This is a genomic window from Agarilytica rhodophyticola (genome assembly GCF_002157225.2).
In the GTDB taxonomy this organism is placed as follows: domain Bacteria; phylum Pseudomonadota; class Gammaproteobacteria; order Pseudomonadales; family Cellvibrionaceae; genus Agarilytica; species Agarilytica rhodophyticola.
Genome location: NZ_CP020038.1, coordinates 710,583 through 734,156, shown reverse-complemented (window position 1 = coordinate 734,156; position 23,574 = coordinate 710,583). Strand labels below are relative to the sequence as shown.

At 42.3% G+C, this 23,574-nt stretch carries 24 protein-coding genes and 1 other RNA gene; 13 read left to right on the top strand and 12 right to left on the bottom strand.

Features of this window, described 5'->3' with window-relative positions; translation table 11 throughout:
* Window positions 1–50: 50 nt before the first annotated feature.
* The 4 genes from prs to BVC89_RS03140 all read left to right on the top strand — a co-directional run bounded on the left by prs (window position 51) and on the right by BVC89_RS03140 (window position 3,883).
* Entirely contained in the window at window positions 51–917 is an 867-nt protein-coding gene (prs, locus tag BVC89_RS03155) for a ribose-phosphate diphosphokinase (protein ID WP_216825082.1), read from the top strand.
* Window positions 918–2,399, top strand: a complete 1,482-nt coding sequence (locus BVC89_RS03150; protein ID WP_216825081.1) for a nicotinate phosphoribosyltransferase — start codon at window positions 918–920, stop codon at window positions 2,397–2,399. It abuts the gene before it with no gap.
* Between the two features lie 74 nt (window positions 2,400–2,473).
* The gene (locus BVC89_RS03145) at window positions 2,474–3,193 is read left to right on the top strand and encodes an NUDIX hydrolase (RefSeq protein ID WP_086929810.1); all 720 of its coding nucleotides are present in this window, start codon (window positions 2,474–2,476) and stop codon (window positions 3,191–3,193) included.
* A 189-nt stretch (window positions 3,194–3,382) separates the two neighbouring features.
* The gene (locus tag BVC89_RS03140; protein ID WP_086929809.1) at window positions 3,383–3,883 is read left to right on the top strand and encodes a hypothetical protein; all 501 of its coding nucleotides are present in this window, start codon (window positions 3,383–3,385) and stop codon (window positions 3,881–3,883) included.
* A 166-nt stretch (window positions 3,884–4,049) separates the two neighbouring features.
* Here the strand turns inward: BVC89_RS03140 and BVC89_RS03135 are convergent, their stop codons facing one another.
* The 8 genes from BVC89_RS03135 to BVC89_RS03100 form a co-directional block, all read right to left on the bottom strand.
* A complete protein-coding gene (locus BVC89_RS03135; protein WP_086929808.1) occupies window positions 4,050–4,634 on the bottom strand; it encodes a DUF2058 domain-containing protein in 585 nt (194 codons plus the stop codon).
* 84 nt (window positions 4,635–4,718) lie between these two features.
* A complete protein-coding gene (locus BVC89_RS03130; RefSeq protein WP_086929807.1) occupies window positions 4,719–5,330 on the bottom strand; it encodes a PqiC family protein in 612 nt (203 codons plus the stop codon).
* Window positions 5,323–6,927 carry a PqiB family protein gene (locus BVC89_RS03125; protein ID WP_086929806.1) on the bottom strand — a complete coding sequence of 535 codons (1,605 nt, stop codon included), beginning with the start codon at window positions 6,925–6,927 and terminating at the stop codon, window positions 5,323–5,325. Before BVC89_RS03125 ends, BVC89_RS03130 begins: the two co-directional genes overlap by 8 nt.
* On the bottom strand, window positions 6,917–8,155 hold the full coding sequence (locus tag BVC89_RS03120) for a paraquat-inducible protein A (RefSeq protein ID WP_245929328.1): 1,239 nt from the start codon (window positions 8,153–8,155) through the stop codon (window positions 6,917–6,919). Before BVC89_RS03120 ends, BVC89_RS03125 begins: the two co-directional genes overlap by 11 nt.
* Window positions 8,156–8,214: 59 nt before the next feature.
* On the bottom strand, window positions 8,215–9,429 hold the full coding sequence (locus tag BVC89_RS03115; protein WP_086929805.1) for an FAD-dependent monooxygenase: 1,215 nt from the start codon (window positions 9,427–9,429) through the stop codon (window positions 8,215–8,217).
* A 44-nt stretch (window positions 9,430–9,473) separates the two neighbouring features.
* Window positions 9,474–10,781 (bottom strand): 2-octaprenyl-6-methoxyphenyl hydroxylase, encoded by a 1,308-nt coding sequence (gene ubiH, locus BVC89_RS03110; protein WP_086929804.1) that lies wholly within the window; start codon window positions 10,779–10,781, stop codon window positions 9,474–9,476.
* Window positions 10,781–12,094 (bottom strand): Xaa-Pro aminopeptidase, encoded by a 1,314-nt coding sequence (gene pepP, locus BVC89_RS03105; RefSeq protein ID WP_086929803.1) that lies wholly within the window; start codon window positions 12,092–12,094, stop codon window positions 10,781–10,783. Before pepP ends, ubiH begins: the two co-directional genes overlap by 1 nt.
* A 3-nt stretch (window positions 12,095–12,097) precedes the next feature.
* Complete coding sequence (locus BVC89_RS03100; RefSeq protein WP_086929802.1) at window positions 12,098–12,697, bottom strand: UPF0149 family protein; 600 nt, start codon at window positions 12,695–12,697, stop codon at window positions 12,098–12,100.
* 319 nt (window positions 12,698–13,016) lie between these two features.
* On the opposite strand from BVC89_RS03100, the gene BVC89_RS03095 reads away from it, so the two are divergent.
* The 4 genes from BVC89_RS03095 to BVC89_RS03080 all read left to right on the top strand — a co-directional run bounded on the left by BVC89_RS03095 (window position 13,017) and on the right by BVC89_RS03080 (window position 14,573).
* Complete coding sequence (locus tag BVC89_RS03095; RefSeq protein WP_086929801.1) at window positions 13,017–13,226, top strand: TIGR02449 family protein; 210 nt, start codon at window positions 13,017–13,019, stop codon at window positions 13,224–13,226.
* 10 nt (window positions 13,227–13,236) lie between these two features.
* The gene (locus BVC89_RS03090; protein WP_086929800.1) at window positions 13,237–13,524 is read left to right on the top strand and encodes a cell division protein ZapA; all 288 of its coding nucleotides are present in this window, start codon (window positions 13,237–13,239) and stop codon (window positions 13,522–13,524) included.
* 227 nt (window positions 13,525–13,751) lie between these two features.
* A non-coding RNA gene (ssrS, locus tag BVC89_RS03085) (6S RNA) lies at window positions 13,752–13,928 on the top strand.
* A 63-nt stretch (window positions 13,929–13,991) separates the two neighbouring features.
* Window positions 13,992–14,573, top strand: a complete 582-nt coding sequence (locus tag BVC89_RS03080) for a 5-formyltetrahydrofolate cyclo-ligase (protein WP_086929799.1) — start codon at window positions 13,992–13,994, stop codon at window positions 14,571–14,573.
* Between the two features lie 81 nt (window positions 14,574–14,654).
* Here BVC89_RS03080 and BVC89_RS30490 read toward each other — a convergent pair whose 3' ends face one another.
* Both BVC89_RS30490 and BVC89_RS03075 read right to left on the bottom strand, forming a co-directional pair.
* Window positions 14,655–14,786, bottom strand: a complete 132-nt coding sequence (locus BVC89_RS30490; RefSeq protein WP_281260981.1) for a hypothetical protein — start codon at window positions 14,784–14,786, stop codon at window positions 14,655–14,657.
* A 330-nt stretch (window positions 14,787–15,116) separates the two neighbouring features.
* Window positions 15,117–15,836 (bottom strand): arylesterase, encoded by a 720-nt coding sequence (locus BVC89_RS03075; protein WP_245929327.1) that lies wholly within the window; start codon window positions 15,834–15,836, stop codon window positions 15,117–15,119.
* On the opposite strand from BVC89_RS03075, the gene BVC89_RS03070 reads away from it, so the two are divergent.
* The 5 genes from BVC89_RS03070 (at window position 15,835) to fghA (ending at window position 21,784) form a co-directional block, all read left to right on the top strand.
* On the top strand, window positions 15,835–16,500 hold the full coding sequence (locus tag BVC89_RS03070) for an ABC transporter ATP-binding protein (RefSeq protein ID WP_086929798.1): 666 nt from the start codon (window positions 15,835–15,837) through the stop codon (window positions 16,498–16,500). The two genes, BVC89_RS03075 and BVC89_RS03070, sit on opposite strands and share 2 nt — an antisense overlap.
* Before the next feature lie 78 nt (window positions 16,501–16,578).
* Complete coding sequence (locus BVC89_RS03065) at window positions 16,579–19,083, top strand: ABC transporter permease (RefSeq protein ID WP_245929324.1); 2,505 nt, start codon at window positions 16,579–16,581, stop codon at window positions 19,081–19,083.
* A gap of 10 nt (window positions 19,084–19,093) precedes the next feature.
* The gene (locus tag BVC89_RS03060) at window positions 19,094–19,555 is read left to right on the top strand and encodes a DUF4442 domain-containing protein (protein WP_086929797.1); all 462 of its coding nucleotides are present in this window, start codon (window positions 19,094–19,096) and stop codon (window positions 19,553–19,555) included.
* A 135-nt stretch (window positions 19,556–19,690) separates the two neighbouring features.
* A complete protein-coding gene (locus tag BVC89_RS03055; protein ID WP_086929796.1) occupies window positions 19,691–20,809 on the top strand; it encodes an S-(hydroxymethyl)glutathione dehydrogenase/class III alcohol dehydrogenase in 1,119 nt (372 codons plus the stop codon).
* 135 nt (window positions 20,810–20,944) lie between these two features.
* Window positions 20,945–21,784, top strand: a complete 840-nt coding sequence (gene fghA, locus BVC89_RS03050; RefSeq protein ID WP_173780747.1) for an S-formylglutathione hydrolase — start codon at window positions 20,945–20,947, stop codon at window positions 21,782–21,784.
* 95 nt (window positions 21,785–21,879) lie between these two features.
* On the opposite strand, the gene BVC89_RS03045 is transcribed toward fghA, so the two are convergent.
* Both BVC89_RS03045 and BVC89_RS03040 read right to left on the bottom strand, forming a co-directional pair.
* Entirely contained in the window at window positions 21,880–22,749 is an 870-nt protein-coding gene (locus BVC89_RS03045) for an SMP-30/gluconolactonase/LRE family protein (RefSeq protein WP_086929794.1), read from the bottom strand.
* A gap of 127 nt (window positions 22,750–22,876) precedes the next feature.
* Window positions 22,877–23,449 (bottom strand): HNH endonuclease, encoded by a 573-nt coding sequence (locus BVC89_RS03040; RefSeq protein WP_086929793.1) that lies wholly within the window; start codon window positions 23,447–23,449, stop codon window positions 22,877–22,879.
* Window positions 23,450–23,574 lie beyond the last annotated feature (125 nt).

Below are 23,574 nucleotides of genomic sequence, written 5' to 3'. Positions count from 1 at the left end.
ACAGACAATATATTTACCCGGTACAAATTTAAATATAGATTGGTGAAAATATGGACACTGATATGAATGTAAATAGGATTGAAATTTGCAAACTAGACGGTAGCAAAATTCCCTATAGCGCAATGGACTTTTCTGGCGGCGAAAGACACATACAACTGAAGGATTTAACACCATTAGAAACCAAAGAGCTTTGCATCAGAGCACGAGTAAGATCAACCTCAGATTTGTTGGACTTACTTCTAATTGAAAACGCCTTACGCGAAGAGTTTGGCAAAGATATCACTATCAATTTGGAAATCCCCTACCTTCCCTATTCACGACAAGACCGGGTCTGTGCTCCTGGGCAAGCATTCTCCCTACAGGTAATGGCAAATCTTCTAAAGACGATGAATATTAATAAGCTCGTCACCTGGGATTGTCATAGTGCCGTAGGCTCTGAGCTAGTAAGCGCTATAAACGTGGAAGCAGCCGATATCATTTCAGCTAACAGCGATTTACAAGATTTACTAAAAGCGCCGGATACTGTGTTGGTATGTCCTGATAAAGGCGCGGTTAATCGTTGTCAAAAAATACAGAATAGCCTCGGACTCAAAGATCTTATATTTTGCGAAAAACAGCGCGACCCGGCCACAGGGATGATAAAAGAGACACGCGTTCTAGCGGATGATCTGACAGGTAAAATAGCTATTATTTCTGACGACATCTGCGATGGGGGCTTTACCTTCATCAAAATAGCAGAACAACTTCGTGCAAAACAGGTCGAGCAAATTATCTTATTCGTAACTCACGGAATCTTCAGTAAAGGAATTGAAGTTTTCGATAATCTCATCGATAGAGTTATCACAACCACGAGTTTCCCACAAAAAACGAGTGCCAAACTCAATGTTATTAATTTTGAATACAATTTTGGAGAGTAAATGATGAATCCCTTAATGGCCATTGATTTCTACAAAGCAGACCACAGACGTCAATATCCTGAAGGCACGGAGTATGTGTATTCAAATTTCACCCCTCGCTCAGCAAGGCTGGCAAATGTACTAGAAGGCTTTGATGAACGAGTGGTATTTCTTGGCTTGCAAGCTTATATAAAGCGAATCCTAATTGAACAGTGGCAGCGAGAATTTTTCGACAAACCCAAAGAAGACGTGCTTAAAAAATATAAGCGACGTATGGATACATCTCTGGGGGAAGATGCTATATCTACAGAGCATATAGAAGCTTTACACGACCTCGGTTACTTACCAATAAAAATTAAAGCCCTTGAAGAAGGCAGTAGGGTGAATATTAAAGTTCCAGTGTTTACTGTAGTTAACACGTTGCCAGAGTTTTTTTGGTTAACAAATTATTTGGAAACCAGCATCAGTGCGGAAGTCTGGAAACCCTGTACCACAGCAACTATAGCTTACGAATATAAGCGTCTCCTAAAAAAATTTGCTGATGATACAGGTGCACCACTAGATTTTTTACCTATTCAGGCTCACGACTTTAGCTTTCGAGGGATGAGTGGAGCTGAGGATGCGGCACTCGCGGGCCTAGGTCATCTTGCTAGCTTTATGGGAACGGATACCGTCGCCGCTATTGATTATGCCGAAGATTATTATAAGGCATCAGAACTTGTAGGTGTCTCTGTCCCAGCCACAGAGCATAGTGTTATGTGTATGGGCACGAAGGAAAGTGAAATAGATACCTTTAAGCGTCTTATTAATGATTTATATCCCCATGGGATCGTCAGTATCGTATCGGATACCTGGGACTTTTGGCAGGTAATTAATGAGTTTGCTAGAGAACTCAAAGACGATATATTAAATCGTAAACGTGATGCCCTAGGATTCTCAAAAGTCGTATTTCGTCCAGATAGTGGAGACCCGGTTAAAGTCATTTGTGGTGACCCCGATGCAAAACCTGGTAGTCCCGAAAACAAAGGTGCTGTCGAATGTCTATGGGATATCTTTGGAGGAAGTGTCACAGAAAAAGGCTATAAACTCTTAAGCGATCGAGTAGGTATTATTTATGGGGATTCTATTACACTACAGCGAGCGGAAGCAATTTTAGCTCAACTAAAAGAAAAAGGTTTTGCTTCAACCAATGTTGTCTTTGGTGTCGGCAGTTATACTTATCAGCATGTAACACGTGATACCTTTGGTTTTGCCATGAAAGCTACTTGGGGTCAAGTCAAAGGCGAAGGCCGCGATATCTTTAAAGATCCTGTCACAGATAAAGGTGAAAAAAAATCTGCAATAGGACTTTTAAGAGTGGAGCAAACAGATAACGGCTTCCAATTATTTGATAAACAAACACCGGAACAAGAGCAACAAGGTATATTTCAGACAGTCTTTCAAGACGGCAAATTGTTAAAGGAAACGACCTTCGAGGAAATTAGAAAAAGATTGGAATATTAATAATTACTAGCAGGCCTTAGGGCCTGTTAACAAATACCACATGAGCAAACTTTTAACATAAGCAAAACAACAATATGAGCGAAGAAGAGTATTTAAAAAATTATAATATTCACGATTATGATATTCCCCTATCGACTGTCGATATGGCAATTTTTTCGCTAATAGAAGGAGAACTTAACATTCTTCTCGTACGCAGGAAACAACAACCTTGCAAAGGTATGTGGGCATTACCCGGAGGGTTTATTGATCTTGCTCTTGACAAAACAGTCGACGACGCAGCACAACGAAAACTACAAGAAAAAACCGGCCTTAAATCTGCCTATCTGGAACAAGTAGAAACTATTGGTTCCCCTTCTCGAGATCCGCGAGGATGGGCGTTAACTGTTTTGTACTTTGCATTAATTGACATTACCAAAATTAACGATAATGAATTAGAAGAGAATACTAAATGGCTATCGGTTAGGGATTTAGATCAGACTAAGTTGGCTTTTGATCACAATCTCATTGTACATAAAGCGCTGGATCGTTTGCGTGCCAAGGCGTGCTATACAGCCCTACCTATAGAACTAATGCCTAGCGAATTTACCCTCAGCGAATTACAAGCTGTATTTAGCACTATTTTAAATAGAGAATTTCAAGCCAAGTCATTTCGACAACGAGTACTATCTGCAAAAATGGTAGAAGAAACAGGGAAAAGTAAAATAAGCGGTAAAAGACCTGCCAAGCTTTATCGTTCAACTGAAATTGATCGTGATACTTATTTTTCACGGCCTTTGTTAGATAAAGGTTCTTAGTGTTTTTCTAGTGAATAATTAACCTCGATAAAATGATTATAGAAATCAAAAAAGTAAATTAATTTACGCCCTAATCATCCACTTGTTTTATATGCCAAATAAAAAATACAACATTTTCTATTGTTATCACACCAATAGTTTAAAGAAAGTCACAAACAGAACATCAGAAAAAATAGGTGAGATAATTTTATGTATAAAGCCAGTATTAACACACCCTCAGTCAACACGCCTTCAACTGTCGGCAGTGTCAACAGCTATTCCACAAGCTCTACCCCTTACGAAAGCAGTCGAACAAGAAGCCCCGTAATGATTAGTGCGCCAGGCAGCAATGCACGTTCAGGACACAACTCAGGTGCTAGCACGCCAAACTCGGACAATTACAACTCCGAAGATGACACTAGAGTTACTGTCAACCAAAATTATGGGAGCGGACCTGTAGACTATGCGTCAATTTCCGCACGAGAGCATGCACGCCAAATAAGGGAACGCCTTTATTCTGATTCTGATGTAGAAATAGAAAGTTCTGAATCAGAAGGGCACTTACCTTATAATTTATCATCGGATGATGATCGCAGTACTATAACAGGAAGTGGAGCATCAACTCCATCTAGCACTGGGGCTTACTCAAGTGGTAGCGATTCGGAAACCGAGGAAATATACCACCCATTGCCCCGCTCTAGAAATAGATAACTCTAATAATATCTAATCAATCCCGTTAATCAGCACACATAGTTACCTAATACTGATACATTGCCGAATATTGTAAAAATTTGATTAAGGCTCACAATAAATTTATTGGGTGAGCCCTTAAATGATGCTACTTGACTTTGCCACCTATAAAAGAATCACACCAAAACTACCACATCAAATCATCGGGAATCTCAAACTGGGCGTAGTAATCATCATCACCATCTGTAGAGGAATCTTTTGCCTCAGTATTTTCCTTATTATCAACCGTAGTGGTATTCCTATTGTAAACAAGGATGGTGCCTTCTTCGTCTCGCTCTAATATTTTATCTGCCACTGCCAAGGGGATAATTTCATAACCTTCGCCTAGACGAGCAATACATAGGCGCCCATCACTAATTTGGTCTAACAGTTTTTCGGTGACATATATTTTTTTAATCTGGGTACCATCTTTAAAGTTATAACTGACTTCGCCATTTTTACGGCTAATTTTGTTGAGCTGAATAAGCTGAATAATTTGCGCAGCAATCGCTTTTTGATCTGCTTTAAGTTTACGCTCTAAATTGAGCTGACGGTCTTTCTCTTGCTTTTCTAGCATTGCTTGGCGAGCATTGGCTTTACTTTCGTCTAAGGTCTTCTCTTTCGAGCGTAATTGCTCATTCTTCTTTTTCCTCTGGCTTTTACTTATTTGCTTCGCCTTTTTCTTATCTATCAGCCCTGCTCCCAGCAACTGATCCTGCAAGGATTTACTCATGATCTTCACCAACTTTAATTAACTGAGAAAATTTGTAGGGCGCTCTTTACTCCCTACAAATTAGTAATAAATATTTGATTAGGGTTAAGACTCAGACAAACGAGCCGCTAGCTGTTTTGCTATCGACAGACTCAACTCATTAAGTGTTCTATTTATTGCTGCGACATAATCATCGGCACTCTTAGAGTTTGTTGCCTGTTCGATATTTTTAGAACCCACAAGAACAGCCGTATTTCCCTTTTTATTTAGCACCGTCCATTTTGCTTTAAGACGAACTTTATCACCCTGCTTACCGGCTAATTCATCAAACACAATGCGTATTTGATAGTCTGGACGTATACGATTGTCCCAAGGAAAAGACCACACCGCATCTAAGTTTAAAATATTGGAAATATCATCGGCCAATACACGGTTAATCGACTCTTTAAAACTACCAGCCCACGCATGGTAACCAAGGATTTTAACTCTCTGCGTTTCAGTTAAACTAATAACTGACGGATTATCCAAATATTCTGGAAGCGTCACTGGGGCAATACCAATAGTCGTTCCCTTATTATTAAAGGAAACTTTTTCTGGTGACGGATGAGCAAATAACGAATAAAAGCTCGTTGCAGGACCGCTGGACGTGCAACTTTGCAACAAAAAGACAATACTGCTGATGATAATAGTATTTAAAAAACGTTTGTAATTACTCATCTTTTTTCGCTCCAGAAATCAGCGAATTAGGATGACGGTTAAGTTCATTCATAAACAGTTCCAATGATTTGGCGGCGTCGCCAACAGATTTCAGCATGTCATTTAATTCGTACTTCAATTCAGAATCTGGAGCGATTGCCTGATCCACAGTCTTCATTGTATCTGCCATTTGTTGTAAGGCTTGGTTAGCAGCTTGTAAGGTTTGCTCAAGATTGGCAACAGCACCGTCCACTTTGCCCGCAGTATTTTCTTTTTCCAAAGTGCTCAGTATTTTATTTAAACTGGCCATACTACCCGCTAAATCATTACCAATTTGATCGATAGGAATGGCATTTACTTTCGTTAATACCTCAGAAACTTGTTTGGTGATAAGATCGATCGAGTCGTCGGTTATGGTAGGAATCTCCGAATAGTTTTTGCCTCGAATTAATGCCGCATCAGAATTATCATCGAAAAACGCGAGATCGATAAAACGAGATCCCGTAATTAAACTTGCGACTTTCATCTGTCCACGTAGCCCTTGCTTAATCATACCATCCATTTTTTCATCAACTTCTTCTCGGCTTGGCGAAGTATTGGGCTCTAAACGCTGAGGCTCCATGGAAATATAAACATAAAGGTTTTTATCCGTATTGTCAGAATTTGCTAGCTTGATATCTACAACCTCGCCCACTTTTATACCACGAAATTCTACTGGTGCACCGACACTTAATCCTCTTAAGGAGCCCGAAAATTTAAGTACGTAAAAGTACTCAATATCAAACTGCCCCTCTAACACCGATTCTCTATCAGGATGTAAATAAAAACGATGGGTTGGATCAGCCTGTTTACTTTTTTCATAATCTGCCGCGTTATCAAATGCGATACCGCCATTAATTAGTGATACAAGAGACTCCATTCGCGCTTTAATACCACTGGCATTAACACTGACACCAAAACCGCTGACATTCCAAAAACGACTGCGCTCCGTAACTATCTCGTCGTGAGGAGCACGAATAAAAATATGGACGTCAACAGCCTCACTGTTTTTTGATAAGTTATATCCGGTAATTTCACCAACACGAATTTGCCTAAAATATATGGGGGAGCCTATTTGCAGTCGACCCAGCTCTTCTGCCTGCAAAACATATTGAGTACCTGGCTCATCTGATTCAAAAGCGGGAGATTCATTTAAGCCTTCAAATTTAGTTCTTCTACGACCTTTCTCACCCGGATCCATTAAAATATATACGCCGGAAATTAAGGTTCCAAGGTTTGAAACACCGGCAGTGCTTATACGAGGCGTTACCACCCAAAATCGCGTATTTTCACTGAGATGAGATGACACACTACTATCTAATTCAGCTGTGACAACTACTGATTTTAAATCTGGACTTAAACGCAGCGACTTAACTTTCCCCACTTCAACGTTTTTTAATTTAATCAATGTTTGACCTGCGATAATATCCGAGGCTTGAGCAAAAGTAATTTGTATTTCTGTGCCCTTTTCTATACGCGCTTGCACTGCAATCCAAATAGCAATAGCTAAGGCGACGATAGGTACAATCCAAACAGGTGATATACCGTGAATTTTTTTTACAACTGCTTTATTTATCATTTTGTTTTTCTAATCCATCCCACAATAATCGCGGGTCAAACGTTTCTGCTGCAATCATGGTCAGCACGACAACGGCACCAAAAGCAATAATTGCCGCCTCTGGCTCAACGGTGTAAACGAAGCCAAATTGCACAATAGCAGTAAAGATAGTGACCACAAAAACATCCACCATTGACCAACGTCCCACTACTTCTATAACTCGATACAAAAAGGTGCGATGCTTTATTCCCGTCGTCCAGCCGGCGTAAACCGAGATAATAAGATAAGCCAGAATCACAAGTTTCAATACTGGCACTAACACACTAGCTGTAAAAACCACGAGAGCTATCCAATATAAACCAGCACCAACAAGAGCAATGACACCAGAGATTATGGTGTCTGTCTCTGTAATCCCCAAAGAGGTGTAGGTCATAATCGGCAATACGTTGGCAGGAATATATAGAATAATGGATGCCACGACAAAAGCTGTCGACTTCTGCAAACTATTGGGCACACGCTTATGAATCGCACTCATACAACGAGGACACTCACCTTTACTATCAACAATGGACTCCCCCACCATCGCCTGACAGATGTGGCAATCGTGAACCACTTCTTGATCTGACTGGGTAAAATAATTGTTAGGATTCATCCACGACCAAATATTGCGCCTGTCCATTTTTAAATAGGCTAAAATCAGTACACCGACCAGTAAAAACAGCGCATAGGCGCCGAGCTCTAACTTTAGATACGCCATATCTGCCATCTTGACCGAGGCAACCACAACACTGAGTAAAAAAACCTCTAACATACTCCACGACTGGGCTTGCACAAGCCAACGCAAGATCACCGACTGGCCAGGAACTTTGCGATTAAAGTTGTACGGTATCAATAAGTAAAGAAAGGCAAAGATTTCAAATAGAGGAAATAAAAAGATGGTGGTGATAACCATCGCCGCCAAAATCCAATTACCACGCTCAAACAACGCCCAAAAACCATCGAGAATAGTAATGGTTTTACTCTGCGCCCCAATTTCAAGTGTTAGAAACGGTGCAAACTGACTAACAAGAAATAATAAGGCTGCAGTTATTGCTAAAGCACTAGCAGATTGCAACCACTTACCATAACCAATATGAAGAACATTATTACAAACACAGCATACCATTTCGTGCTCAGGAGAAACTGCCACAACTGCTTGCAGCTCACCGCAGTCATGGCACATTAGCCAGTCTTTGTGTTCAGCATGCACCTTAGATCCCTCTTAGCAAAAAAATATACGACATAATTAAAGTATAGTGTGTTGAGGTTTTATATTTGGCCACCGGCAATTTTAGAAAATTGATTTTTCAACCAAGGCAAACTATCGACTCGGCGTAATCCCTCATTTCGAAGCCAGCGCAATGCCACATTATCCGAGCCAAATAAACGCTTAAATCCCTCCATAGTAGACATTGCCAGTAAATTGTGAGGCTGACGACGACGCTCATAACGCTTAATAATAGATATATCTGACAGAGGAAGCTTCCTCGTTACTGCGCGCTCAATTTCTTCACAAAGCACTTTGACATCATAAAGCCCCATATTCGCACCTTGCCCCGCAAGAGGATGAATTGTGTGCGCGGCATCCCCAACCAATACCACTCCATTAGTCACATAGCGCTTAGCATGACGCTGAGTAAGAGCAATACTTAGTCGCTTATCCGCCTGTGTTACTTCGCCAAGTTTATATTCAAAGGCTCGACTTAATTCGCGACAAAAAGCCTTATCGTCAAGCGCCATCATTTTTTCAGCAGCGGCATGCTTTATAGACCATACAATAGAGCAATAATTCTCCTTGCCAGGCTCGCCTAGCGGGAGAAATGCAAGGGGACCATCATCGGTGAAACGCTGCCGAGCGGTAAATTGATGTTTTTTCTCAGTCATTACTGTGGTAACAATAGCGCTGTGGCCATAATCCCACTGGTTGGTGGCAAAACCTGCTAAATCTCTAATATGAGACTTAGCGCCATCGGCAGCGACAATCAGAGGAGCACTTAATACCTCACCATTATCAAGGCGAATACTGGAAATATCAGAGTGATTCTCAAGCGCTTCAACCTTACGTCCTAGGTATAGGGCTGTTTGACTAACCTTATCCAGCTGCTTGTACAAAACCGAAAGCAATACGGAGTTTTCTACAATATGACCAAGGTTATCAGCATCAATATCATGGCTATTAAAACGAATATTACCAGTACCCTCACCATCCCACACAAACATTTCGTAGTAGGGACAGGCACGCTCAGCCAATACTGCAGGCCATATTCCTAGATCTGAAAATATTTTTTCAGAGGCTTTGGATAAGGCAACAACTCGAGGATCATAACCATCCACCTTCGGCTCTTCAAGATTAGCGAATCCAGCATCCACCAGAGCGATATTTAACTCTGGCGCATGCTGAGCTACAAGATTAGCCAAACTAATACCTATCAAGCCACCACCGACAATCACGAGATCAAAGCTGGTGTTATCATCGTTAATCATTGCTTAAATGTAAATTCCTTTGCAGTTATTAATAAATGTAGACATTAGAAAATTCGAGCGCCTTTTCCCATCATGCGATTAAAAAACGTATCTTTCGCTGGTTGAAATAAACCCAAACCAAGTAGACCTACATTACGTAACGCTTGTGCCGCCTTATTCTCATTAGTAAACAGACGATTAAAATTATGGCTCATATTTACTGTGAGCCACTGATCAGATTGTTGATTTGCAACATACTCTTGCAAACCTTGTAGCTGGCCTAAAGGTTCTCCTCGCTGTTGTTGCTTAGCAAGTTGATTAGACAGATGTAAACAATCACGCAGAGCCAAATTAAAGCCTTGCCCTGCTACTGGATGCAGGTAGTGCGCAGCATTTCCCATGAGTACCATAGATGAACGCACTTGTTCTTTCGCAATCACACATTTGAGAGAATAATGATGACGCTCACCAACTTTTGTAAAGTGACCGAGCCGATAGCCAAAAGCACTCTGTAGATTTGTTAGGAAAGTGTGGTCATCCCAACCCATCACTTCATCTACTTTACTTTTAGGTGTCGTCCACACCAAAGCCGATTTCGAAGCACTGTTTCTTGCTCCCAAAGGTAACAAAGCGAGCGGGCCGGATTCAGTGAAACGCTCATAAGCAACACCATGGTGTGCATGTTCAAACTCAACATTCGCAATTACAGCCACCTGGTGATAATCATCTTCTTCTGTGGCAATACCCATTTTTTGTCGTAATTCAGATTCAGCGCCATCTGCTACCACTAGCAGATCACAATTAAGCTCACGAGGAAAATGGCTAGCCCCCCTGCTCACATTGCTTCCATCTAGCTCAATAGTGGCACCACCTGAATGAAAGCTTATATTTTTAGCATTCGCAGGAGCGAAGATTTCAATGTTAGGTAGTTGAGCAGTTTTCTGCGCCAGACAATATCCTAACCATCGGTTATCTACCACAAAACCCAGGGACTGGTTGTTGTTATCCTGTTCAGCATAGGAAGTTGCACCGAAGTGTCCACGATCAGTCACATGCACTCTGCTAATAGGCGTGATGTGCTGTTGGATATCACACCATAAACCAAGCTGCTTAAAAATTGTTGCACTATTGCTCGATATCGCGGTTGAACGCTCATCAAAGCTAGGTTGGTACATTTTTTTTGTGTGTGACTGAGATGTGTCTAAAGGGTAGTGCTCGATAATGCTGATACGAGCGTCAGGGATTTTATGAGCAACGAGTAATGCCAGCGACAGCCCCACCATTCCGCCGCCGACAATAGCCACATCCGTTTGGAGTGACCCTTCTTGATAATTAGCCTGATGGGTAGATGTTTCAAGTCTATCTGCACTCATTAGCTGGCCATCAAAGCCTCTATTTGGTCGATACTTTTAGGCACGTCAGCCGATAAAATATGATGGCCATCCTTAGTCACCAATACATCATCTTCAATACGAATTCCAATACCACGCCATTTAGCTGGCACATCAGTGTTATCTGGTGAAATATAAATCCCAGGCTCTACTGTCATCACCATACCTGCTTCCAGCACGCGCCATTCGCCACCAACTTTGTAGTCACCAACATCGTGAACGTCCATGCCGATCCAGTGGCCAATACGGTGCATGTAAAAGTCTTTATAAGCTTCCTGCTCAATTAACTCGTCTACATCACCTTGCAGCAGCCCCAGGCCCACTAGGCCTTCGGTAATTACTTTTACTGATGCGTCATGAGGTTCATTCCAGTGGTTACCCGGCACAACCTTGTCAATAGCCGCTAGTTGGGCCGCCAGTACAACTTCATATACCGCCGCTTGCTCTTTGCTAAATTTGCCATTCACAGGAAATGTCCTGGTGATATCCGAGGCATAATTCTCATATTCACACCCGGCGTCAATTAATACTAAGTCGCCAGACTTCAATTTATCTCCATTCCCTACGTAGTGCAAAATACAAGCATTTTTACCGCCACCGACAATGGCGTTATAAGCTTGGTAACGTCCACCTTGCATAGCACAGACATGCATAATTTCAGCTTCCAACTGATACTCCAGCATACCGGGCTTACAGATTTCCATAGCGCGCTTATGAGCCGATGCCGAAATTTGCGCAGCTCGCTCCATAATTCTTGATTCTTCCGCGCTTTTGTACAAACGAACATCGTGCAAGATATGATCTAAATCTAAGAATTCACCTGGGGATGAAGCACCTGCACGCACATTCGCACGAATGGCATTGACCCAATCCATAACATGTTTATCAAATGCCGCATTTTTACCTAAGGTATAATAAACACGTTCGCGTCCTTCAATCAGACCGGGCAGAATTTCATCAATATCCCCAATAGGAAAAGCATCGTCGGCGCCATAGTGAGCGCAAACACCTTCTGGGCCTTCACGAAAGCCATCCCAAATTTCCCGCTCCCGATCTTTTTCACGGCAAAAATAGACCACCTCGCCATGTTCTCTCTCAGGAATCAGCACCAGCACAGATTCAGGCTCTTGGAAGCCAGAGAGGTATAAAAAATCGCTGTCTTGACGGAAGGGATAATCAGTATCACGACTGCGCACCTTTTCACTTCCCGAAGGCAAAATAGCAATGCTATTAGGCTCCATCATGCTCATTAGTTGCTTACGTCGACGGCTGTATTCTGCTTTACTAATACTCATATTTTAGTGAACCACATTATTCTTATCATTTGCGCTATTGTCATTTGAGTCATTCTGATTTGAGTTACTCTCAGATAATTCAGTATAAACCGTTAGCACAGCTACTTTGACATACTCTACAAGTTCTAACCAATAGGCCTCATTTTCTTCTAGATCGTCATCTTCGTCTACGCTTACCAAGCTTATTTGCGCTAAATCGCGCAATGCATCGGCTACTTCGGGGCTTAGGCTTGCTTCGCCACTCAAACCTGAGACACCTAATCCGTGCAACAAGCCTTGACACCAGTATCCAAGTTCTTGGGTGCGCCGAGTAATCGTCGACTCATCTCCTGGCAACATAGGCATGAAGGAAAAATTCACATCTTCAAGCAGACGTGCGGTCAATTCGTAGAGTGCAATTAAATTACTCTGCTGCTCCTCATTTAAGGTAATGTGAGCAAGATCCATAAAGTCTAAAGCAACACTTCGCCACTCTTCTTCTGACAAGGCCTTGCCACCGCATAATAGACCGCAGAGCATACCCTGCAGCTCAGCCGGTGAGTTAACTGAGCCAATATTGAGGAGCATTTCATTAAGGACAAAAAAGTCGAGGTTGTTTTGCATATTGTATTTCCAAAAATCTAGCATGAAATGCTACCATTTTTGCGCTATCAAAGGATCAAAATATGAGTAGTTACCCAGCTTTTTTGATAAAAAAGCTATACTTTTCTAGAATTCACTTTAACATCGGTAAGTGCGCCTTAGAAAACATACATATAACACAACAAAGTATAGAATTAATGCAGTGTTAGTAATATCGCTATGGCAACTGATGCCTGTTGTAGCCAGTGTTTATATGACCCAGAACGCAAGATACAAAGCCAGAATTTAATACTTAAGTTAACAGTCAATTAGTCAGTATAAGAAAGGTACGATTGAAAACATGGCCACGTCGTTGATTAAAAATGTGGAAGGTAAGCTCGATGAGCTTATTCGTATTTGCAGTCGCCTGGAGAAAGAGAACTCAACCTTGAGAGCAAAAGAAGAAGGTTGGCAGCAAGAACGCAAGCGCCTTATGGAAAAAAATGAAATTGCCAGGGCGCGGGTTGAAGCCATGATACAACATTTAAAGACATTAGAAACGGAGTCTTGAGAGAATTGATATGAGTGAAGTTTCCACAGCATACGTCCATATATTGGAGAAGGAATACCAAGTTGCTTGTCCACATGATGAACGTCCCGCACTTAATCGAGCGGCGGCGGAACTGGATAAGCGTATGCGCGCCATTAAGTCTTCAGGCACAATCGTGGGGCTGGAACGCATTGCCGTAATGACAGCATTAAATTTATGCCATGAACTGCAAAAAGTTCAACGTAATACTCCACCGGATGATACAGAAGCGCTTGAGCGAATTGCCAAAAAGCTTGATGAGGCTTTAGGCAAAGAATAAATTGCATGAGAGTCCCTGGTTTCAATCTAGAGATTCTCTTGACTACCCTTGGCACTGGATTGACACAAGTAAAGCTCAATATAATCGATACTTTTAAAATTTACATAGATTAATTGAACTTTCCTTAAAGTTATAAGTATCTTTCACAAAGCTTTAACAATTTAAACTTTATTCTCATTTTACCTTTGTCAAGACTACCCCTGAAAATTCTCAGTGCTATACTCGTTAATAACCTGAGGTGTTTGCCAGTTGGCTATATCCCTGAGCCGATAATACCTTTTTCGGAGGTGATGTGTTTTATTGGTGTGCATATCCGCTAGACGGAGAGCCTTATATACTGCCGTCCCCTCCCCCTTGAACTCTTCGGTTCAAGGTTATGCCAACAGCGGCATCTTGGGCCATTTAATTTCTTATCACTTTATTAGTATGCATAAAAAATTTATTGCATAACACGATGATATTATTCTTTGAATAAATCTACTGTTCGTCACCTTACCCGAAAGAAGAGACAAGCACTTTCTGTTCAGCAACAAAGGTTAGCTTCCCAAAGACTTTTGCTTAAACTGGCACAGCACCCCCTTTTTCGAAATGCAAAAAATATTGGCTTTTATATTGCGAGTGACGGTGAAATTTCACCCGACCAACTTTTGTCACTAGCTTTGAAGCTAGGCAAACACTGCTATCTGCCTTCTGTAAAAGAAAAAGGAAACATGACTTTTCGCCTATACCAAGGGAAAAGTAAGCTGGTTACAAATCGTTATGGAATTTCGCAACCTGATATTACCTGCCAAATAATAGCAGCACATCAACTTGATCTAGTCTTCGTTCCACTCGTTGCGTTTGACCAAAGGGGCAATCGCTTAGGAATGGGAGGTGGATATTATGATCGTTACTTTGCGTTTAAAAAAAGATATAGCCGTTTGGGGCCAGATTTAGTCGGCTTGGCTCACCGATGCCAACAGGTAGATGGTCTTGTATCAGATATTTGGGATATCCCAATGCGTTGTATAGCGACAGACGAAAGAATACAGAGAGTTTTTAAAGGTTAGCGAAGGAAGTGACTTTAATGCCAGAGGCTATACTACTTATCACTTCCATATCCATTTTGCTTTACTATTATTTTTATATTGTTACTTTCCTTGTTGTAACGCCACGGGTGTTTCTTGTTCAGAATAGCCAAGCATATCTGAGACATTAACCGTGCTCAGTAACAAGCCCAAAACGAACACAATAGCGGCTAAAGTCAATACATCATTTTTCATAACACGGCCCTAATGACTACTTTTGTAATTTATAGTTGTGTTAAATGGATTTTAAGGTTTAAAAGAAAGTAGATTTATACAGCTTTCGTCTAAATCTTTCAAACCGCATCTAAATCCCTTGACTGATCACATTTTAACCATAGACTACATTTTTCAAAAAAAAAAGCTGCCACACTATTATAACTAGTGAAATATAGCGATAGTAAGTGTTCACGTGAAAATTCTAGAAACTCTTAGCAAAATTTATGAAAAAAATTGCATTTACCCCATAATTTATGATTATCAATAACCAAACTGCACGAAATATTCGAAAGTTGATAACTCAAACCGCTATGATTTCGAAAGAACCTTCGCTAATACAGGCCATACATTTTCCAATACAATAGGTTGTCCCTCCGCTCGGGGATGGATACCATCCTCTTGCATCAAAGTTGGGTAACCTGCCACTTTATCCAACAGAAATGGCACCAGAGGCAGCTTATACTTATCTGCCAAAGTCTGGTATTGCTGAAAAAATGGTTGTGTATAACGACGTCCTAAATTGGGAGGGATTTGAATACCAATTAACACGACTTGGGCACCCGAAGAGGTAGCCATCGTGATTAACCGATCAAGGTTTTTTGTGATATACGAGACCGGCTTACCTTGTAAACCGTCATTTCCCCCCAATTCAAGCATAACAATATCTGGGTTGTGCGAGGCCAACGACTGCTTCATGATTTGAATGCCTGCCGCAGTTGTTGCTCCACTGACCGAAGCATTGATGACTTGGTAGGGATAGTTGTTATCCTTCAGCTTTTCTCTCAGCAGGTGAACCCAGCCCTGCTGAGCAGATAATTTATAGGCAGCACTCAGGCTATCGCCAACCACAAGGATCTTTTTCTGCGTTTGGGCATCCAAAGGCGCTTGTTGCTGCGAATAAACGCTGATTGAAAATGTGAAACATACTAATGTCAGTACCAATAGACTAAGGTGAAGCAACCTAGCTGCAATATTTTGTCTGTGCATGTTTTGTTTTAGCGTGTTTGACTTCAAATAGGAATAATGCATGATCAAAGCTCTACAATTACATCAACAAGTGCCAATATCTGATGGAAGTTTGCACATTTTAAAAGGCGTTAGCTTGGAAATCGAAGCCGGCGAAACCGTGGCCATTGTTGGCGCTTCAGGCTCAGGCAAATCAACCTTACTTGGCATGCTCGCAGGCTTGGACATTCCCAGTGCAGGGAAAGTTTACTTGAATCAACACGAAATTACACAGCTCGATGAGGAAGCCCGCGCTCAAGTTCGCAGCCAGTTAGTGTCTTTTGTTTTTCAGAACTTTCAGCTACTGGGCAGCCTCAATGCTCTAGAGAATGTTATGCTGCCACTGGAATTGCGCGGAGAAGATAATCCAGAAGATAAAGCCAAACACTATTTAAATCGCGTAGGCCTGGAACAGCGTATCGACCACTACCCGAACCAACTGTCCGGTGGTGAACAACAACGAGTTGCACTCGCACGTGCCTTTGCGTGCGAAGCTCCCATCATTTTTGCCGACGAACCAACTGGTAATCTCGACACACAGACGGGAGAGAAAGTAGCCCAGTTGCTGTTCGATCTCAATAAGGAAACGGGCACCACACTTGTTTTAGTCACTCACTCCCAGGCATTGGCAGAAAAATGTGACAGACAATTAGAAATGCGTTCCGGCGAGCTATTAGAAGCCGTATAAGTACCAGCCAGAACTTGTGATTGAATGAGTGTAAACAGTCTCTGGACAATATAAGCGAGTAAAGCGAAATCATACATTATGAAAACCTCTTCTTTGGTACGCATGCGCGTGGCACAAAAACTTCTTTGGCGAGACTGGAAAAGCGGTGAGCTGAATATTCTGCTCGCCTCACTTCTATTAGCGGTAGCAACCGTTACCAGTATTAGCCTGTTCACTAGCCGCATACATAATTCCATCAACGAGGAAGCCTCCCACTTTCTCGCGGCGGACGCCAAAATCTCAGGCTCACAAATTATTCCTAACAACTGGCGAGATGAAGCTTTAGAGGCAGGCATCCAAACAGCTCATATCACCCGCTTTCGTGCGATGACATTTTTTAACGATGAAATGACACTCACACAAGTAAAGGCGGTTTCTGATAACTATCCGCTTAAGGGTGAGCTATCCATTTCGGATCAACCCTATCAAGCGAGTACTCAAGTTGCTCATGGCCCCAGACCAGGAGAGGCTTGGTTGGCGCCAAGACTCTTTGGCGTGCTAGGGGTGCAGCCCGGCGACAAAGTGAGCATTGGGGACGCAGACTTTACCGTCTCAGCATCGCTCAACAAGGAGCCTGATAGCGGCCAGAGTTTATTCGGTGTATCTCCTCGCGTGATGATCAATATCGAAGACGTAGAGCGCACTCGCTCCGTGCAAGTGGGCAGTCGCGTGGGCTACGATCTTTTACTCAAAGCTGATGATCAATATATTGCTAACTTCAAAGCCTTGGTGGAAAGTCAGCTGGGAGAGCATTTTAGGTGGACAGGCATTGAATCCGAAAATCGTGGTATCGGTAGTGCCCTCTCTCGAGCAGAGCGCTTTTTATTACTTACAGGCTGTCTAAGTGTGGTTTTATCTGGTGTTGCCATTGCATTAGCTGCAAGACGTTATGCGAAAAGGCAACACAATCAAGTCGCTATATTAAAAACCCTGGGCACAAGCCCCCGTAATATCCTTGGTCTTTATAGCTTACATATCTTATTAATTGGCTTGTTGAGCTTGATTATTGGTGCTTTCTTAGGGTGGTTCCTGCACTGGGGTATTATCACTGCACTGGGAAGCTTGATCCCCACTGAATTGGCGGCACCGTCGCTAACGGCTTACTCTACAGGAGCCATTACAGGCTTTATTGCTTTATGGGCGTTCGCGGCACCTCCCATCTTCTCTTTGCATCAGGTGTTACCAGCGAGCATCTTACGTGAAGAAAAAGATCAGACCCTATCGGCAGGCTGGAGTGGCGGAATTGGTGCCCTAGCAATACTTGTTCTTATGTTTTTTTATAGTCGAGATATTCAACTTACTCTGATCGTCGCTGCAGGGGTTAGTGCCTGTCTTCTGGGTGTAGGCTCACTTTCGGCCATACTAATACTGTTAACTAAAAAAATCGGCAAAAAACTTAGCTACACTTGGCGCTTGGGGCTGTCGAACTTACAGCGCCACCAGCGTTTCAACGCGTTGCAGATTATGATTTTCTCTGTACTGCTAATGCTACTTTTTATCTTGCTCACAGTGCGCACTACCTTGATTGGACAATGGCAACAGCAATTACCTGAAAATACGCCGAACCACTTTGCATTTAATATTTTTCCCGAAGAAACGGATGCGATAAAACGTTTCTTTGACGAGCAGTCCATACTTCCCAACCCCTTCTACCCTATGACTAGAGGTAGGGTTATAAAGGTCAATGACAAGGAAACTAGTGAGATTCTCAAAGATAGTGATAGCGGTATTAATTATGTTCGAGAACTTAACCTGACCTGGTCTCTCACTCCCGGCGAAGACAATCAGATTATCGCCGGCGAATGGTGGGACGACCAAACAGAAACATCGGGTGAACTACTTGTTTCTGCTGAGGAAGATTATGCCGCAGGTTTAGGCATTACCATCGGCGATAGCATCGAGTTTAGTGTCGCAGGAGAAAAAATAACCGCACGCGTAAGCAGTATTAGATCGGTTCAATGGGACTCCATGAACCCCAATTTCTACATGATTTTCAATCAAGCCATTCTAAATGGCGTTGGAGCAAATTGGATTACCAGTTTTTACCTAACGCCAGAACAAAAACCCTTTTTAAATAAGTTGAGCAGATCCTTTCCGACGGTATCCCTGGTAGAGCTGGATCAAACCATCGGCCAGATACAAAGCATTATCAGCAAGGTATCCATGGCGATAGAATTTATTCTGTTTCTTGTATTAGCATCCGGATTTCTGGTGCTCATCACGAGTATACAGGCCACCCTCGATGTTCGTTTCCAAGAAAGCGCCATATTCCGTACACTGGGGGCCAACCGCAAGCTAGTGCGTAAAACCTTACTTATTGAATTCTGTACTCTCGGCTGGTTAGCTGGGTTACTTGCAACATTCGGCACAGAGTTATGTATGTATTTCCTACAAACACGGGTATTTAGTTTAGATTATACAAGCCAGCCCCTGTTATGGGTTTGGGGGCCTTTGCTTAGCGCATTGTTGATAGGCACTATTGGCTGGACTTCTACCAGGAGCGTCACCAATACACCTCCGCTCAATGTGTTAAGGGCTATATAAAGAGTCTACTATGTTTTCATCCCCGAAATGGGCAAAATTCTTCTTAAGCCTTTATCCGCCTTATATTGGTGCCGGTATTCGTATAGATTTTGTCCGCGATGACTGGAAAGAAATACACGCCTCTATGAAAATGCATTGGTACAACCGCAATGCTTTTGGTACGCATTTTGGTGGCAGTTTATATTCAATGGTAGATCCTCAATACCTCCTTATGTTGCTGCATCTGCTGGGCAAGGATTACATTGTGTGGGATAAATCGGCAGATATTAATTTTGTCAAACCCGGCAAAGGAACATTGAAAGCAAAGTTTTTAATTACAGATAAAGATCTTGAAGACATCAAGAAAAACACTGCCGACAATCAAAAATATCTACCGAACTTTTATGTTAGAGTTTTCGACGAAGACAATGACACGGTTGCCGAAATTAATAAAACCGTTTACGTTAGAAAAAAGAAAGCGAGACACTCCTAGACACTAACTAGTGTCAATCCATAAACAGACCCTAGTAAGCCTAAAAGGATACAGTGCCCTAGACCGATGACAACATGTTGTTGATCTAGCAGACGTGTTTGCGGATTGAAACTAAAGAATAACAAGGTAATTCACATGATAAAATCCCGTGCTGCTGTCGCTCTTGCTGCAGGTGCCCCTCTCTCAATCGCAGAAGTTGATGTTGCTGGCCCCAGGAAAGGCGAAGTACTCGTTAAAATTGTTGCTACTGGCGTATGTCACACTGACGCATTTACCTTATCCGGTGCTGATCCAGAAGGTTTATTTCCCAGTATTCTCGGGCATGAAGGTGGCGGTATTGTGGTAGAAGTGGGTGAAGGCGTTACCAGCGTTGCAGTGGACGATCACGTCATTCCGCTTTACACACCTGAGTGTGGCAAGTGTAAGTTTTGTACCAGTGGCAAAACAAACCTTTGCCAAGCTATTCGCACAACACAAGGCCAGGGGCTGATGCCAGACGGTACTAGCCGTTTCTCCCTAGAAGGTAAGCCTCTTTTCCACTATATGGGAACCTCAACATTTTCAGAATATACAATTGTTCCAGAAATCGCACTGGCGAAAATTAGCAAGTCAGCACCTTTGGATAAAGCCTGTTTACTCGGTTGCGGTGTTACCACAGGCATAGGTGCTGTGCTCAACACAGCCAAGGTAGAAGCTGGATCGACAGTGGCTATTTTTGGCCTCGGAGGTATTGGTTTATCCGCTATCATTGGTGCTGTTATGGCAAAGGCCGAAAGAATAGTGGCGGTCGATATTAATACCAGTAAATTTGATATCGCCAAAAAGTTTGGTGCTACTGACTGCATTAATCCACAAGATTATGATAAGCCGATACAAGAGGTTATCGTCGATCTTACTGATGGCGGCGTCGATTACTCATTTGAATGTATCGGTAATGTTAATGTGATGCGCTCGGCTTTGGAGTGCTGTCACAAAGGTTGGGGCGAATCTATTATCATCGGTGTAGCAGGCGCTGGAGAAGAAATATCAACACGCCCATTCCAATTGGTAACAGGACGCTCATGGCGAGGCACGGCCTTTGGCGGAGTCAAGGGCCGCAGTGATCTCCCAGGCTATGTCGATAAATATATGGCAGGCCATATACCGCTGGACGATTTTGTCACACACACTATGCCCTTGAGCGATATCAACCAAGCTTTTGACCTCATGCACGAAGGCAAAAGCATCCGCTCGGTTGTTATGTTCGACGCGTAACACAATCAACAAGCCCGTCGTCTAAACACTAGAGAATAACATTTTTACCATGTGCATTTGGCGACGACTCGCTAACAAGAGCAATAAACTTTTTGTTAGCGAGAACACTAAAAACAAGGATATTCCATGGCAACTATCGAACTTATCTCAAGTGTCCTCTGCTTTGATGGTAAACAAGAACGCTACAAACACTGGTCAAATAGCAATAACTGTGAAATGACCTTCAGCGTTTATCTTCCGGCACAGATTAATGATCAAAATAAAGCGCCTGTTTTATATTGGCTTTCAGGCTTAACCTGTACCGATGAAAACTTTGTACAAAAAGCAGGAGCGCAGCGATGTGCCTCTGAATTAGGCATAATAGTGGTAGCACCTGATACCTCCCCTAGAGGAGAAGAGGTTGCTGATGATCCTAATGGCGACTGGGATTTTGGCCTGGGCGCGGGCTTCTATGTCAATGCGACTCAGTTGCCTTGGTCGAAGCACTACCACATGTTTGACTATGTCACAGAGGAATTGCCAGTCATTATCGAGCAGAACTTTCCAAGCAATGGTAAGGCCTCAATCAGCGGGCATTCTATGGGAGGGCACGGCGCTCTCGTTTGTGCATTGAGTAAGCCAGAAAAGTACAATTCTATCTCGGCCTTTGCTCCCATCGTTAATCCAACCCAGTGTCCCTGGGGTAAAAAAGCTTTTAGCGCTTATCTAGGTGATGAGGAACAGGCATGGCAAGCGTACGATACTTGCGAACTACTGAAAAAAAATAAATCCATTTTACCAACACTCATTCACCAGGGTTTAGAAGATGGCTTTTTGCAAGATCAATTACTGATTGATAATTTGCAAAAGACTGTTGAGCAATTAGATATACAAGCAGTAGATGTTCACCTAAACGAAGGCTATGACCACAGTTATTTTTTCATTGCCAGCTTTATTGAACAACATCTGCGTTTTCATGCGAAGTATTTAAAATAGCAGCGCCTATATATCAGCGGGGCAACTTATTAGGTGAGCAACTATGTGATCTTACAAACTATGTGATCTCACAATAGTTGCCCCATTATCTTTAATTAAAGAGCAAAACGATGTTCAGGTAAACCAGGAACATCTACCTCAACTTTAAATACCGCGCCGGAGTGAGGATATTTTTCTAATTCTTCTTCTGAACGATTACCAACAGTAGTGATGAATAATGTTTTCATATCATCGCCGCCGAAAGCTACCATAGTGGGACAGGTAGCAGGCACTGTAATTTCCTCGACAATTTCACCTTCGGGGCTTAATCGCGCAATGCGACTACCCTCATACAAAGCAGTCCAATAGAAGCCCTCAACATCCACTGCAGCGCCATCTGGACGACCATTGCCATGAGGAAATTCATGGAATATTCGACCATTGGCAATTGAGCCTGTACTCAGGTCGTAGTCATAGCGGTAAATGACATGCTTGGGTGTATCAGAAAGATAGAAGGTTTTATTATCAGGGCTAAAAGCAGAACCATTGGATGTAAGTAAATTGCCGACTAATTTTTTTACTGAAAGGTCTGTCCCGAGGGACCATAGGCTAGCGCCTTCATGATCTTTAGGTGGGTAGTAAGAGCCCGCAATAAAACGTCCTTCAGCATCACAACGTCCATCATTAAAACGATTTTTATCTAATCCGGCTTCAGGATCACTAATTGAGCGCAATTCCGTATTCCAGTCATCGAGAAAATAAAAGCCGCTGCGCATTGCTAGTACATAGCCGCTTTCCTTACGCAGACTGAAGCATCCTATTTCTTCGTCAAAAGTAAGAGTTTCATTAATGCCTGTCTTGGGGTCTAGTCTATGAAGTTTGAAAGCATTGATATCAATCCAATACAATAGACCTGATTTTTCATCCCAACGTGGACATTCACCTAAATTGGCTCGAATATCCAATGCCACTTCTACGTTACGCATGACGTCCCCCTATTTTTCGTTATTTATATGTATTATTTGCAATAGTTTTAACAGAGGATATTTTGCAACGCAGCAAGAGACTTGTAAAGACAAATCAGAAGGAAATTTAGTCCATTTTATATAAAGTTTATAGAAGAGCCAGCCCCTCCCCACTATAGCGAGAAAAGCGCGAGCGCAGATATTCAAATTGATCGCCTCGGAGGCGTCGGCTGTTTATCAACGCCATATATTCATATGGATTAGGTCGATAAGGCAAGGCCAACAACTCCATATTAGTTTCGTCGAGCATCTTATCGCCCTTAAACTGATTACAACGCTTACATGCAGCAACAACATTTTCCCAGCGATCGAGACCACCGCGACTACTTGGAACAACGTGGTCACGGGACAGTTCATCAAAAGTAAAATAATGACCACAATAGAGACATTGGCAATTATCGCGATAAAAAAGTGCCGGATTTGTCAGTGGAGGATCTAAGCGCATTTGCATTAACTTATTGCCATGACAAGCAACAATAGCTGGTAAGTCAATGGTTGTTTGTGAGCCTGTTAAACGAGATCTACCACCACAAACCCGCCGGACAACGCCACCTAAAGACCAAGACACAATCCCCCTAGCGTATAAGTTGACACATTCTTTCCAATGTAGCCACTCGATAGGCTGACCTGCCATATTAAGCCGAAGTATTCTTGCTTCCACACTTGTCACCTATAATTTTAATTAAACAAATACGCGCACATCTAAAAAATAGAAAAAGAGCTCGCCTTAATGTATTGCACTATTACGCTGAAAAATTGAATAAAAATAAAAAGCGTGATTATCAA

Coding starts and splice junctions, on each gene's coding strand:
- prs (WP_216825082.1), top strand. CDS start 51: ATGGACACTGATATGAATGTAAATAGGATTGAAATTTGCAAACTAGAC.
- BVC89_RS03150 (WP_216825081.1), top strand. CDS start 918: ATGATGAATCCCTTAATGGCCATTGATTTCTACAAAGCAGACCACAGA.
- BVC89_RS03145 (WP_086929810.1), top strand. CDS start 2,474: ATGAGCGAAGAAGAGTATTTAAAAAATTATAATATTCACGATTATGAT.
- BVC89_RS03140 (WP_086929809.1), top strand. CDS start 3,383: ATGTATAAAGCCAGTATTAACACACCCTCAGTCAACACGCCTTCAACT.
- BVC89_RS03135 (WP_086929808.1), bottom strand. CDS start 4,634: ATGAGTAAATCCTTGCAGGATCAGTTGCTGGGAGCAGGGCTGATAGAT.
- BVC89_RS03130 (WP_086929807.1), bottom strand. CDS start 5,330: ATGAGTAATTACAAACGTTTTTTAAATACTATTATCATCAGCAGTATT.
- BVC89_RS03125 (WP_086929806.1), bottom strand. CDS start 6,927: ATGATAAATAAAGCAGTTGTAAAAAAAATTCACGGTATATCACCTGTT.
- BVC89_RS03115 (WP_086929805.1), bottom strand. CDS start 9,429: ATGATTAACGATGATAACACCAGCTTTGATCTCGTGATTGTCGGTGGT.
- ubiH (WP_086929804.1), bottom strand. CDS start 10,781: ATGAGTGCAGATAGACTTGAAACATCTACCCATCAGGCTAATTATCAA.
- pepP (WP_086929803.1), bottom strand. CDS start 12,094: ATGAGTATTAGTAAAGCAGAATACAGCCGTCGACGTAAGCAACTAATG.
- BVC89_RS03100 (WP_086929802.1), bottom strand. CDS start 12,697: ATGCAAAACAACCTCGACTTTTTTGTCCTTAATGAAATGCTCCTCAAT.
- BVC89_RS03095 (WP_086929801.1), top strand. CDS start 13,017: ATGGCCACGTCGTTGATTAAAAATGTGGAAGGTAAGCTCGATGAGCTT.
- BVC89_RS03090 (WP_086929800.1), top strand. CDS start 13,237: ATGAGTGAAGTTTCCACAGCATACGTCCATATATTGGAGAAGGAATAC.
- BVC89_RS30490 (WP_281260981.1), bottom strand. CDS start 14,786: ATGAAAAATGATGTATTGACTTTAGCCGCTATTGTGTTCGTTTTGGGC.
- BVC89_RS03070 (WP_086929798.1), top strand. CDS start 15,835: ATGATCAAAGCTCTACAATTACATCAACAAGTGCCAATATCTGATGGA.
- BVC89_RS03075 (WP_245929327.1), bottom strand. CDS start 15,836: ATGCATTATTCCTATTTGAAGTCAAACACGCTAAAACAAAACATGCAC.
- BVC89_RS03065 (WP_245929324.1), top strand. CDS start 16,579: ATGAAAACCTCTTCTTTGGTACGCATGCGCGTGGCACAAAAACTTCTT.
- BVC89_RS03060 (WP_086929797.1), top strand. CDS start 19,094: ATGTTTTCATCCCCGAAATGGGCAAAATTCTTCTTAAGCCTTTATCCG.
- BVC89_RS03055 (WP_086929796.1), top strand. CDS start 19,691: ATGATAAAATCCCGTGCTGCTGTCGCTCTTGCTGCAGGTGCCCCTCTC.
- BVC89_RS03045 (WP_086929794.1), bottom strand. CDS start 22,749: ATGCGTAACGTAGAAGTGGCATTGGATATTCGAGCCAATTTAGGTGAA.